This window comes from Neobacillus drentensis (assembly GCF_036965645.1).
GTDB classification, from domain to species: domain Bacteria; phylum Bacillota; class Bacilli; order Bacillales; family Cytobacillaceae; genus Neobacillus; species Neobacillus drentensis_D.
Genome location: NZ_JBALPZ010000132.1, coordinates 1 through 12,548, shown reverse-complemented (window position 1 = coordinate 12,548; position 12,548 = coordinate 1). Strand labels below are relative to the sequence as shown.

Annotated in this window: 13 protein-coding genes; 8 read left to right on the top strand and 5 right to left on the bottom strand. The window is 40.7% G+C overall.

Going from position 1 to position 12,548, the window contains the following annotated elements:
- Window positions 1–397 precede the first annotated feature (397 nt).
- From V7266_RS23020 to V7266_RS23010, 3 genes are all read left to right on the top strand, one after another.
- Complete coding sequence (locus V7266_RS23020; protein WP_335471347.1) at window positions 398–1,735, top strand: gluconate:H+ symporter; 1,338 nt, start codon at window positions 398–400, stop codon at window positions 1,733–1,735.
- 144 nt (window positions 1,736–1,879) lie between these two features.
- The gene (locus V7266_RS23015) at window positions 1,880–2,095 is read left to right on the top strand and encodes a spore germination protein (protein WP_335471345.1); all 216 of its coding nucleotides are present in this window, start codon (window positions 1,880–1,882) and stop codon (window positions 2,093–2,095) included.
- Between the two features lie 208 nt (window positions 2,096–2,303).
- The gene (locus V7266_RS23010; RefSeq protein WP_335471343.1) at window positions 2,304–4,553 is read left to right on the top strand and encodes a putative bifunctional diguanylate cyclase/phosphodiesterase; all 2,250 of its coding nucleotides are present in this window, start codon (window positions 2,304–2,306) and stop codon (window positions 4,551–4,553) included.
- Between the two features lie 80 nt (window positions 4,554–4,633).
- Here the strand turns inward: V7266_RS23010 and V7266_RS23005 are convergent, their stop codons facing one another.
- From V7266_RS23005 to V7266_RS22995, 3 genes are all read right to left on the bottom strand, one after another.
- The gene (locus tag V7266_RS23005) at window positions 4,634–5,539 is read right to left on the bottom strand and encodes a DMT family transporter (RefSeq protein WP_335471341.1); all 906 of its coding nucleotides are present in this window, start codon (window positions 5,537–5,539) and stop codon (window positions 4,634–4,636) included.
- A gap of 111 nt (window positions 5,540–5,650) precedes the next feature.
- Window positions 5,651–6,166 (bottom strand): hypothetical protein, encoded by a 516-nt coding sequence (locus tag V7266_RS23000; RefSeq protein WP_335471339.1) that lies wholly within the window; start codon window positions 6,164–6,166, stop codon window positions 5,651–5,653.
- Window positions 6,166–6,636 (bottom strand): hypothetical protein, encoded by a 471-nt coding sequence (locus V7266_RS22995; RefSeq protein WP_335471337.1) that lies wholly within the window; start codon window positions 6,634–6,636, stop codon window positions 6,166–6,168. The genes V7266_RS23000 and V7266_RS22995 overlap by 1 nt, the downstream gene beginning before the upstream one ends.
- A gap of 405 nt (window positions 6,637–7,041) precedes the next feature.
- Here V7266_RS22995 and V7266_RS22990 point away from each other — a divergent pair, with 405 nt between their 5' ends.
- From V7266_RS22990 to V7266_RS22970, 5 genes are all read left to right on the top strand, one after another.
- Complete coding sequence (locus V7266_RS22990; RefSeq protein WP_335471335.1) at window positions 7,042–8,055, top strand: serine hydrolase domain-containing protein; 1,014 nt, start codon at window positions 7,042–7,044, stop codon at window positions 8,053–8,055.
- A 322-nt stretch (window positions 8,056–8,377) separates the two neighbouring features.
- Window positions 8,378–9,391, top strand: coding sequence for a UDP-glucose 4-epimerase GalE (galE, locus tag V7266_RS22985; RefSeq protein ID WP_335471332.1), 1,014 nt, complete (start codon window positions 8,378–8,380; stop codon window positions 9,389–9,391).
- Between the two features lie 33 nt (window positions 9,392–9,424).
- The gene (locus V7266_RS22980) at window positions 9,425–9,880 is read left to right on the top strand and encodes a GNAT family N-acetyltransferase (protein WP_335471330.1); all 456 of its coding nucleotides are present in this window, start codon (window positions 9,425–9,427) and stop codon (window positions 9,878–9,880) included.
- A 155-nt stretch (window positions 9,881–10,035) separates the two neighbouring features.
- Window positions 10,036–10,200: a hypothetical protein gene (locus tag V7266_RS22975; RefSeq protein WP_335471328.1), complete on the top strand. Its 165-nt coding sequence runs from the start codon at window positions 10,036–10,038 to the stop codon at window positions 10,198–10,200.
- Window positions 10,201–10,387: 187 nt separating this feature from the next.
- Entirely contained in the window at window positions 10,388–10,522 is a 135-nt protein-coding gene (locus V7266_RS22970) for a hypothetical protein (protein ID WP_335471326.1), read from the top strand.
- A gap of 49 nt (window positions 10,523–10,571) precedes the next feature.
- On the opposite strand, the gene V7266_RS22965 is transcribed toward V7266_RS22970, so the two are convergent.
- Together V7266_RS22965 and V7266_RS22960 are read right to left on the bottom strand one after the other, a co-directional pair.
- Window positions 10,572–11,786 (bottom strand): aminotransferase, encoded by a 1,215-nt coding sequence (locus V7266_RS22965; protein ID WP_335471323.1) that lies wholly within the window; start codon window positions 11,784–11,786, stop codon window positions 10,572–10,574.
- Entirely contained in the window at window positions 11,783–12,289 is a 507-nt protein-coding gene (locus tag V7266_RS22960) for an Lrp/AsnC family transcriptional regulator (protein ID WP_335471321.1), read from the bottom strand. Before V7266_RS22960 ends, V7266_RS22965 begins: the two co-directional genes overlap by 4 nt.
- Window positions 12,290–12,548 lie beyond the last annotated feature (259 nt).

Below are 12,548 nucleotides of genomic sequence, written 5' to 3'. Positions count from 1 at the left end.
GGAGCCTCCTCGGCGCTTACGCGCCTGTGGGGTCTCCCCTGCCCCGTACTCCCGCAGGAGTCGAGCGCCTTCCGCTTCAATTAACATAGTATAAGAAATTATATCGTTTAATAGAGCCACATACAAAAAGGTTGTACTCTCTAGAAGAGGGGTACAACCTTTTTGTATTGTAGGATAAATAGTTTGATTTCACAAATAGTTCACTAATTCAACCTGAGCTTTGCGCTAAAGGAAAGTTTGATACTTCTAAGTTGACAGCGGTATCATTCTATATTAACCTTACAAATGTAATTTGTTTAGTAAACAAATTAAATATGCGAATCTTTTCTTTTTCTTTTTTATGGAATATTGAAAAGGGTTGCAGTAAAAGAAATACATACATCGGGGGGGATTCAAAATGCAAGGACTAACAGACTCATTACCCATCATATGGGTAGCGGTGGGGGTCGCATTACTCTTATTTTTGAATATGAAATGGAAACTGAATGGGGTTCTGGCACTCCTAATTGCGGCTATATTCGTAGGAATCATGAATGGCTTATCACTGCCAGAAGTCATAGAAACAATTAAAAAAGGTCTTGGCGGCACACTTGGCAGTTTGGCATTAGTCATTGGATTTGGTGCGGTACTGGGGAAATTGATGGTGGACTCAGGTGCTGCACAACGAGTAGCGTCTACACTCTTAAATAAATTCGGTGTCAAAAATGTTCAATGGGCGATCTTGCTCGTCGGTGCGATTTTCGGTGTCTCAGTATTTTACGAGGTGGCATTTATTATCTTAGCTCCACTGGTAATCAGTATCGCGGTTGAAGCAAAAATGCCATACTTACGCCTTGGTGTGACGATGGTTGCCGCAGCCACAATGGCTCATAGTATTTTTCCGCCGCAGCCGGGTCCAGTGGCCCTTGTTTCTGCCTATGGTGCCGATATGGGTATGGTTTATATTTTGGGTCTTGTCGTGGTTATTCCAGCCATTATCTGTTCGGGGATTATTTTTCCAAAATTGATGCGTAATGTGGAGCGTCCGGTTCCGCCATTATTAAAGAAATCAAAAGAGTTTACTGATGAAGAAATGCCTGGTTTCGCTGTAAGTTTAATTGTTCCTTTAATTCCAGCCATTATTATTACTGCAGCAACTATTTTAAATATTTTTATCAAAAAAGATTCGACAGCCTATCAAGTTATAAACTTCTTCGGAAGTGCTGAAATCAGTATGTTACTTGCTGTTTTAGCGGCCGTATACGTATTTGGTATTCGTATTGGCCGGACCATGCCTGAAGTAATGAAATCCTTTTCAGGGGCCATTGAGGGCGTTGCGATGGTTATCTTCATCGTTGGCGCAGGAGGAGCGTTCAAACAAATTATCTTAGATTCAGGCGTTGGTGACTATATCGCCAAAATGATGGAACACACAAGCATTTCACCACTTATTATGGCGTGGTTTATAACAGCATTGCTCCGTTTAGCGACAGGTACAGGTGTTGTTTCTGCGATTACCGCAGCCGGGATTGTTGGTCCATTAATGCATCAATTTGATGTCAATCCTGCCTTGATGGTATTAGCAACTGCTGCTGGCAGTAACACCATTACCCATGTGAATGATGCCTCTTTCTGGTTGTTTAAGGAATACTTTAATTTATCCATTAAAGATACACTCAAATCATGGGGACTTCTTTTGTTAATTAACTCACTTGTCGGATTAGGAATTGTCTTATTGCTTAGCTTGTTTATCTAAATGGAAAGTGGAGGGTGCCGCATTCGAATGTGGTGCTCTTTTTTTGGCAAAAAAACATCCCACTTCCTTCATGCCCGCGGACACACAAGAATCCTGTCTGACATAAATTAAGATAAGAAATCCAACTGTAAAGGATGTTCAACCATGTCATTTAATCCCCCAGTCAAGATTGATATCGTAAGCGGCGGGATCGTACAATTTGGAGGTGCTTTGTTTGTTTCTCCCAAAAGTGCTTCAAAAACCGCATTTGGCGCAGGGTCTGATAATACAGGTGTGCACATTGTAACCATTAGCGGAATTAGTGCAACAAATGCGCCCGACTGTGATGTCATTGACCAGCCAATCGTTCAGGATGCATAATTTAATAGAACGAGGCTGCCATGAACCCATGGCAGCCTTTTTCATCTATCATTGCCTCATTTCTGTTTAGTAAGTTAATAGGCTATGGAAATAATTTATCAATGTGAGCAGACTTGATTCTTGCTATATTAACAATAAGTATCATTATAGGAAAATAGTCAGATATATAATATCTCTTTTATAAATAGAAGTTTTTGGGGGGATCATCTTGGAAGTCATCTTTGTTTTTACACTCATCATCCTCTTTTTGATTATAGCAGGTAAATATATAACGGTGTCTGTCCGAGATGTGACCAAGTGGAAACAAACAGAGCGGGAATTAATTGAAAGTGAGCACCGCTACCGCAGTTTAGTAGAGGTATCTCCAAAGGCGATTCTTGTATTTAAAGAAAATCGTATTGTGTTTGCCAATCAGGCCGCGATGCAGCTGTTTGGTGCTGCCGATGAGAATGATCTGCTCGGAAAAAGTATCTTTGAATTTATCCATCATGAAGACCGTGTAGAATTAATAAATAACCTCTCAAGATTGTCTAAACATGAGAATGTCGCTATGCGTGAGTATCGATTTAATACGTTAGATGGAAGAACCATTTTTGTAGATTCAGTTGGGACAAATATCATGTTTAATGGGCATCCTGCTCTGATGGCTGTAGGAAGCGATATCACAGAGAAGAAGAAGCTTCAAGAGCAAATCAAAATGAGTGAACAACGTTATAAATCACTTTTTGATTACCATTCGGACGCTGTTTATTCTCTAGATTTAGAGGGGAGATTTACAAGCGCTAACAAAGTGTGTGAGACATTATCTGGTTATAGTCCCCAAGAGCTGTTAGGCAAAAGCTTTACGGAAATTGTATATGACGAGGACTTGGATGAAACGCTGAGACTGTTTCATTTATCAAGTGGCGAAGATGCAGCAAGTATGCAAAATATTGTGACTCGCCTTAAGTGCAAACACGGGGAAATTCTTAGTTTAAATGTAACCATTATCCCGATTATTGTGGATGAGAAAACCGTTGGGGTTTATGGAATTGCAAAAGATATTACAGAGTTTATTAAAAATCAGGAAATGGTCGAGCATTTGGCCTACCACGATTATTTAACCGGTCTTCCTAATCGGAATATGTTAGAGTCACTCCTAGTAAACGGAACGATTATGATTAAAAGTATCGCCATACTATTCATCGATCTTGATCGTTTTAAGATTGTCAATGATACATTAGGTCATTCCATGGGTGATCTGCTATTGAAAAAAGTTGCGGAGCGTTTAAGGGAAGCCCTTTCAGATCAAGATTTAATCTTCAGACAGGGTGGAGATGAGTTTATCGTCATTTTAAATGATGCGGACCGGGAGCGTGCAGATGCTGCGGCTAATCGAATCCTTGAAGCCTTTTCCACACCGTTCCAGTTGAATTCGACGGAAGTTTTTACTTCTCCGAGCATCGGAATCAGTTTATCCGAGGAGGATGGGGAAACGGTCGAAACACTGATTAAGTATGCTGATTTTGCGATGTACCAGGCAAAAAAGGCTGGAAAGAAGACGTATCGCTTTTATTCCTGCATCAAGTATGAAGGGAATTTTGATCCGTTAAAAATGGAATTGGATCTTCATAAAGCCATTAAACAAAATGAATTATTTCTACAATACCAGCCAAAGGTTAATTTGAAAACAGGAAAAATAATTGGTGCTGAAGCATTGCTCCGTTGGAACCACTCTCAGTGGGGGATGGTTTCGCCGGCAAAGTTTATTCCGGTAGCAGAGGAATCTGGCTTAATTATTTCCATTGGAGAGTGGGTGTTAAGGCAAGCGTGTCAGCAGAATAAACACTGGCAGGATAGGGGACTGCCGCCAATGGTCATCTCAGTTAATCTCTCTGCACGCCAGTTCTCACATAGCAGTATGGCTGCCACGGTTAAAAGAGTACTAAACGAAACAGGGCTCGACCCGCATTTTTTAGAGCTTGAAATCACCGAAAGTATGACGATGGATCTTGAACATACGATTTCCACCCTGCACGAATTAAAGCGGCTTGGTGTGCTCATCAGTATTGATGATTTTGGAACAGGATTCAGTTCATTGAATTATTTAAAACAGTTTCCAGTTGATACGTTAAAGATTGACCAGTCTTTTGTACGGGAGCTGTTAAATAATAATAATGATGATACGATTGTAAAAACCATTATATCGATGGCACATCATCTCCAGCTGAAAGTGGTGGCAGAGGGGGCTGAAACTAGGGAACAGTTAGTCTTTTTACAACAGCATCTTTGTGATGAGGGACAAGGTTATTTCTTTAGTAAACCGGTTTCTGCTGAAGCTTTGATTGAAGAATGGACAAAGATTGAACAGCTAGTCAAAGAATTTGGGATTTCACAGGAGATTGATCACACCATGTGGTCCGAGGAAGTCTACCCCATGAACAGACAAGGGCTGTATGATACACTGAGCCGAATATGAACCATTTGATTAGACTAAATTACGGTCATAAAAACATATTTTAATTCATACCAAAAAAGGACGCACCCTAAGCGTCCTATTTAATATGTTCCTTCCTTTACCACTTCCGGGACAGTCATTTGCTGCTTCTGGGTCAAAAAGAAAAAGACGCCAGCCAAAACAAGCAGACCGCCGACAATTTGCCAGCCAGCTAGATGTTCATGCAATAAGAAGAATGCTAAAATCGTAGCACCAACAGGTTCTCCTAAAATACTCATCGATATCGTTGTGGCATTTACATAGTTTAATAGCCAATTATTGATTACATGACTAACGGTTGGAACCGTGGCGAGCAATAGAAAAATGCCCCATTCCTTTGCCGGATAACCAACAACCTCAACACCAGCAGAAAAATTATAAATGGTAAGCACAATCGCTGCTGAGAAAAAGACACAAAAGCTATAAAGCCAATGAGAAACCTTTTTAACAGTCGTCTGGCCAATTAACAGGTAACCTACAACCGAGATTACACTAAAAAAGGAGAGGATATCCCCCATAATCGCTCCTTTACTCAGGCCGAAGTCACCCCAGCCAATCATCATCGCACCAATGATGGCAATTCCCATAGTCAGCATGGATGAAAGGGTGGTCCGTTCCTTATATAAAAAGAACCCTCCTACCAAGGAAACAATTGGCTGCAGCGCCAAAATAATCGTGGAACTGGCTACCGTTGTTAATTTTAGTGAGCCAAACCAGAGAACAAAGTGAAACGCTAAAAAAAGGCCGGAAAAAAATAAAAAATACCAATCCTTTATCGCGATTTTTTGGAATTCATGACGCTTTTTCCAAACGATTGGCAGCATTAATATACTGGCAAACCACATCCGGTACATACTGAGAATAGATGCCGGTGCGTCTGACCACTTCACAAAAATAGCCGAAAACGAAATCGCAATAATCGAAATCGTCAGCGGCAGGGCAATCGATCGTGAACTTTCCTGTTTCATGTATACCTCCTATATGCGGTACTAATGTCAAACTTCTTCCTAATTATACTCGCGTTTTTTTTCAGTCACAACGCCTTTCCAGAAACTAACCAAGTAGAGAAGGTGGTTTGTTTAGTTAACCGGCTTCCTTAATGCCTTTAATTTTTGAAACGTACTGTTTACATATAGGAAAAACAAGAGATATATACATAGGGTAAGTAAATAGACGGGGTAGGAGTAGGCGAATTTCCAACTGTAATATTTGAACATATTAAACTCTAGACTGATCCATTCTACGATCATAGCAATGACTGACCATCCCATAATGTACCCAAATAATCGAATCCCGCGAATTGACCACTTATCAAAGAAATAAATAAAAAAATACCCAAACGGCGGATAAATAAACCAGCCAATCCAATCAAACCACTCAAATTTTCCATAGTCATTGATATCATACGTATTAAAACTTGAGCCTGCTAAGATATGGTCGATTACTTGCACATAGGCCATACCGAAAAAAAGGATCAGCAGTGTAATGGTGAGCGGGAATCGTTTTGGCAGCTTTACGATTAACCAATAAGTGACAATAAGGGAAATAATAATAAACCATTCGTTTTCGTCAAATTTATCTGGCAGTAGTAACATTAGCGATTCAACTCCTTCAGGATTAATTTTCGAAATAAATGATGAAGGAAGTAAGTAATTGAATATGTACAGAGCCATTGAACTAAATCAAACGAGAAGTTCCAGTTTTTATAAGTGAGCACCTTAAAATATTTTAAACCCGATTCTAGTCCGACGATGGCAGACACAGCCAATAGAATCAAGAGGATCTTACCCAGCTTGGCTTGAACTTTCCTAAGATGGTCTAAACTGCAGGCTATGATTAACGGATATAACACGATAAATGTAAGGTAAAACGTGAAGCGGTCCGCGCTTGTTCTTGACATTTCAATTCTTTTTGAATTTAACATGACCAAATCCATGACATTGCTGTCGAGGTACATAACCAGAAGGAAAATCATCGTTAGTTCTAGTGTATTCAATATCTTGGGTCGTACCGTACAATAAATGACTGCGATCAAACTAATGGTGGAATAAATGGTTAAAGACATGCTTCCTCCCCTTTATCCGACATTTTCAGTTATTATGCCCCACAAATTTTGAAATCATTTGATGAATATATAAAGAAGACAGCTTTCCGTTAAAAGGAAAGCTGTCTTCTTTTTTTAATCGCTATTGCTATGCTGAAATCTTCATTAGATGATAGAAGATCTTTTTTGTAATTTTGTTTTTAAATCATAGTCCAGACAGTCTTCAAGTAAAGCTTGATGATTAAGGGATTCCGAAAGAAACCAATAATCCTCTCGACTTAATGATTGCTGGATGTTTAAGATAGGTGCCGATTCGTAAAGATGTTGATACCTTTTTTATTGCCTGATTTCCCCCTATATTTTTGTTATTTATTCCTCTTTTCATACATAATAATCACATGGACACTAATGGGAAGATGTGATTGCATGAAATTTAAATATCTTGTTATAGCCCTTTTCTTAATCACTCAAAGCTGTTCCATAAGCCCGAAAATTGGTGCAAGAAATGGCGTCGAGACCCAAAAAGAGCAGCAGAGGATTCGTCAATACCTGCTTTCCAAACATGTCAACGGCAGTATTGCGGTAGTGAAGAAAGATAAGTTGATTTTTAACGAGGGAATTGGTTTGGCCAATCGAGCTACTGGGAGAGTGAACCTGCCTTCCACCACTTTTCCCATTGGATCCATCACTAAGGTGATGGTTGCTACAAGTATTTTGCAGCTTCAGGAAAAAGGAAAGTTGAGCACAGAGGATTCGATATCAACGTTTATTCCTAACTTCCCAAATGGCCGCCGTATTAAACTAATCCATTTATTAAACCATACGTCAGGAATAGAGGAGAATCTATTCTTTCATGGAAAATCAAAAGATATGTTCAAAGGGATTAGCGTTAAATTTCCTGCCGGTAAGAGATGGGATTACAATGATATCAATTATTTCGTGTTAGGACTGGTCGTTGAAAAAGCATCAGGAGAATCATTACATAACTATATACAAAAGAATATTTTTGACAAAGCTTCGATGCAGCATTCCGGATTTATGACTCAAAACAGGCAGATGCCCTATACTTCGAAAGGTTATTTAAGGGCGGGGGATTATGTGCTGCCAGTCAATATATTGAATATGGCCAAGCTTTTTGGCTGTGGAGATATTTATTCTACGGCTCTGGATCTCTGTTTGTTTGATGAGGCGTTGCTAAGCGGAAAGCTCCTTACTGAGCGGAGTTTACAGGAAATGCTGATACCCGGATCCCTATCTAAATATGGAGAGGGTGTCTACATTAACGACAATAAGGTTTTTAGCAGAGGTGTAGTTGGCGGCTGGGAAACGCTGCATGTAATTTTTAAGGATCATACCATCATGGCGATTTTGCTGAATGTTCGTGATAAGAACATCAATATTCATCAGCTTTCAAGCGATATAAAGAAGATCATCCATTAGCACATAGGCATACAAACCGTTATCCATTCTTTTTCGCCTTTCGATTTTTCCAGGCAGGGAACTGGCACGATGGTCTTCTTTTTCCTAGCCGTAATACTGACGGCACTGATATAAGCTAAATGGCTAATGTTTCTCGAGGAACAATTGATTATTCGGAAAAATATTTTAGTCAGGAAGAGTCTTAATATTTAGGTTAATGGGACAATGGTGCCCCTATTTTTTTTGTATATATTTTACAAAATATTTGGTAATATAGATGTAGTTTATAAGAAGATATAGCACTTTAGAAGTTTTTAGAAAGCCGAAACAGAGGAGAGATCATATGGCAGTGTTAGTAACAGGTGGAGCCGGATATATCGGCAGCCATACATGTATTGAATTGTTAAATGCCGGCCATGAAATCATCATTGTTGACAACTATTCAAACAGTAAACCGGAATCCTTAGAAAGAGTAAAAGAGCTTTCGAGGAAGGATTTTGCTTTTTATGAGGTTGATTTACTAGATCGGACAGGCCTTGAGAAGGTTTTTGCTGAGAATCAAATAGAGGCAGTCATTCATTTTGCCGGCTTAAAGGCGGTAGGGGAATCCGTCTCGATCCCGCTTCACTATTACCATAATAATATCACTGGTACACTGATTCTTTGTGAAGTGATGAAGCAGTATGGTGTCAAAAATTTGGTCTTTAGTTCTTCTGCAACCGTGTACGGAATGCCGGAGCGGGTGCCGATTTCCGAGGATTTCGAGCTAAGCGCAACGAACCCATATGGCCGGACTAAGCTGATGATTGAAGAGATTTTACGAGACTTATATGTATCTGATCCAGAATGGAGTATTGCATTATTACGCTATTTCAACCCGATTGGGGCTCACATTAGCGGCAGAATCGGCGAAGACCCGAACGGAATTCCTAACAACTTAATGCCATTCATTACTCAGGTAGCAGTCGGCAAGTTAAAGCAATTGCAAGTGTTTGGCAGTGATTACCCAACTGTTGATGGGACAGGTGTCCGCGATTACATTCATGTTGTAGATTTAGCGATTGGCCATTTAAAGGCGCTTGAAAAAATTCTTCCTGCAACAGGTGTGGAGGCTTATAATCTTGGAACGGGTACAGGCTATAGTGTGCTTGAGATTGTCGCTGCTTTTGAAAAGGCCTCTGGCGTAGAAATTCCTTATAGGATAGTTGACCGCAGACCAGGAGATGTTGCTGTGTGTTATGCTGACGCATCGAAAGCAAAAAATGAGCTTGGCTGGACTGCTTCGAAGGGAATTGCGGAAATGTGTGAGGATTCTTGGAGATGGCAGAAAAATAATCCGAATGGGTATGAGGACTAAAAAGAATACGGTCTTAAGAGATGGTGGCGTTTTATGTTCATAAAAAAGGATGATTTAACTGGTCCTGAAGTCGCTGAATTGATTAGAGAGCATCTACATGGTATGACATTGAATTCACCGCCGGAGAGTATCCATGCACTTGGGCTTGATCAGCTGCGGAAACCGGAAATTACTTTTTGGAGCGCATGGGATGGTATGGAGTTGCTTGGATGCGGGGCGTTGAAGGAATTGGATGACCAGCATGGTGAGGTCAAATCGATGCGGACGTCATCCAAGCATCTGAGAAAAGGTGTTGCCAGACGGATGTTAGAGCATATTTTGGATGAAGCTAGACGGCGCGGCTATCGTCGCTTAAGTCTGGAAACAGGGTCAATGGCTGCCTTTGAGCCGGCGAGAAGATTGTATGCTAGTTTTGGCTTTCAATATTGTGAGCCGTTTGCGGATTATATTGAAGAGCCTAATAGTGTTTTTATGACGTTGGAATTATAGGAAAAGGAAAACTCGCCGCAGAGTTTTCCTTTTTCTTTGCCTTCAAAAGTATAAATAAAACGAAATGGATATTCGAGGGTATTAGAGGTAAAAATACGAATGGGTTAGATAATAGAGCCTGAGCCATATTTCATCCAAACGTTAGAGGGTTTATAATGTTGAAAAAGTGGAGAATGTATTTATTGTTAATCCTGCCTTGGATGTCCTTATTTAAGTTTGGTAAATCTTCATTTATTCGGTATCTGCCTACTATTGTCTTTAGTGACTTGATTATTGCATTAATAGCGAGCTTTCCCGGGAATTTAAATGGTGGAAAGTAAAAAATCCTATTTTTTCAAAGCTGGCAACCGATGTATCCTTCGTATTTGGTCCATTTACGGTCCTAAACTTATGGATATTCAAATTAACTTCCAAAAGATTCTGGCTATATCTGTTGACTAATATTTTCGCTGACTACTTATTTCTTACCCATTGACCACCATAGCAGAAAAGCTAGGAGTATATAAAATGGTAAGAATGAGCCGCAAGCAGCTTTTCCTTCTAAGTCTTGTGGTAGCCATTATTAATTACTTTTACCAATCCCTCATTGTTGAACCTCTAAGAAAAGAAAAAACGACTTTGAACTATACCCATGACAAGTAAAAGAAGATGACGTGTGGATTCACACGTCATCTTCGCTTTGTATGAACTTTTATTCAACTTCTACCTTGTTCACTTCTGCCTTAGCAGGAAAAACGCCTTTTGACTCGATAAAATGCTGAATTCGTTTGAGTGCTTCCTGGAGATGTTCCATGGAAGCGGCGTAACTGCAGCGGATGTATCCTTCCCCGCTTTCGCCAAAAACATGCCCCGGTACAACCGCAACTTTTTCCTGCATTAGCAGTTCTTCCGCAAATTGTTCCGAACTTAAGCCTGTGGCGCGAATCGACGGGAAAACATAGAAGGCGCCGCCAGGATTGTGGCAATCGAGACCCATCTTGTTTAAGGTCTGCACCATGTAATTTCGTCTCCGGCGATAGCTGTTCCTCATCGAGATTACTTCATCGTACGTATTGCGAAGGGCCTCAATGGCTCCATGCTGAAGCATATGCGGTGCGCACATGGTGGTATATTGGTGGATTTTTAACATGACCTCCACGAATTCGAGGGGTCCAGCAAGGAAACCTAATCTCCAGCCCGTCATCGCAAATCCCTTCGAAAAACCGTTGATTAAAATCGTCCGCTCATACATGCCTTCGATGGAGGCAATACTGCAAAATTCTTCATCATAGGATAGCTCGGCGTAAATTTCATCCGAAACCACCAGTAAGTCGTGCTTCTTGATGATGCTGGCGATTGCTATTAGCTCATTTTTCGTTAACATCGTGCCAGTCGGATTGTTTGGCGAGCAAAGTAAAATGGCTTTTGTATTTGGTGTAATTGCTGCCTCGATTTGTTCCGGTGTTACTTTAAAGCCGTTCTCTGGAGAGGTGGAAACAGGAACAGGTTTCCCCCCGGCAATCGCCACTAATGGACCGTAAGAGACAAAGGCAGGTTCTACAATTAAGACCTCATCGCCTTGGTTTAAAATAGCGCGAAAGGCAAGGTCAATACCTTGGCTTGCTCCGATAGTTACGATTATCTGGTTTTTGGGATTATAGTCTACCCCGAATCTTGTGTTTAAATAGTTCGTGATTTCTTGCCGTAATTCGAGCAGTCCGGCGTTTGCTGTGTAAGAGGTATAGCCTTGCTCAAGTGATAAAATGGTCGCTTCGCGAATGCTCCATGGAGTGGTGAAGTCTGGTTCACCAACACCTAGTGAAATGACCCCTTCCATGCTTGCGGCAAGGTCGAAAAACTTTCTGATCCCGGAAGGCTGAAGTTCTTTAGCGGTTTGGGATAGATAGTGCTCATGCTCGTGCCTCATGGTGTAACCACCATCCTGCGGTCCTTATCATCATTTTCACTTTTGAAAATAACGCCATCATGTTTGTATTTTTTTAGCATGAAATGGGTGGTCGTCGAGATGACATTTTCAATTGTCGATAATTTTTCTGATACAAATTGAGATATTTGGATCATCGATTTTCCTTCGACGGTGACGGAAAGGTCGTAGGCACCGGACATAAGGTAAAGGGATGTTACCTCAGGGAATCGAGCGATTCGCTGGGCAACTTCATCAAAACCGACCCCGCGCTTTGGTGTTACTTTCACGTCGATCATCGCCACGACGTGTTCTTGACCTTCGACTTTGCTCCAGTCAATTAAGGTTGGGTAGCTGATGATGATTTGTGCTTGTTCTAATTTTTCGATGGTCGCTTTAACGTTTTCTTCGCTGCACATGGCCATTAGGGCAATGGACTCTATGGGTAATTTGTTATTTTCTTCAATGATTTTTAAAATTTCAATTTCCTCACTGCTGAGATGCATGTGGATGTCCTCCTATTTCTTTCAACTTTATTTATTGGGCAGTTTCGGCACCTAGGAAAAAATGAACTTCTTTTTTCCTCCTGGTCAAGCCGCTTCCGCTTTTCTCACTTATTGATGATTTTAATCCTATTTGCGATGTCTGTCACGTGATGTTGAAAAAAATTTTGTGTTTTCTGACAGAAGCGAAGGAAGAAACTGGGTATACTTCCTTAAAAGGGGGGGGGTTGTGGGCAAATGGATTAAGGAAGGAAGGGGAGTG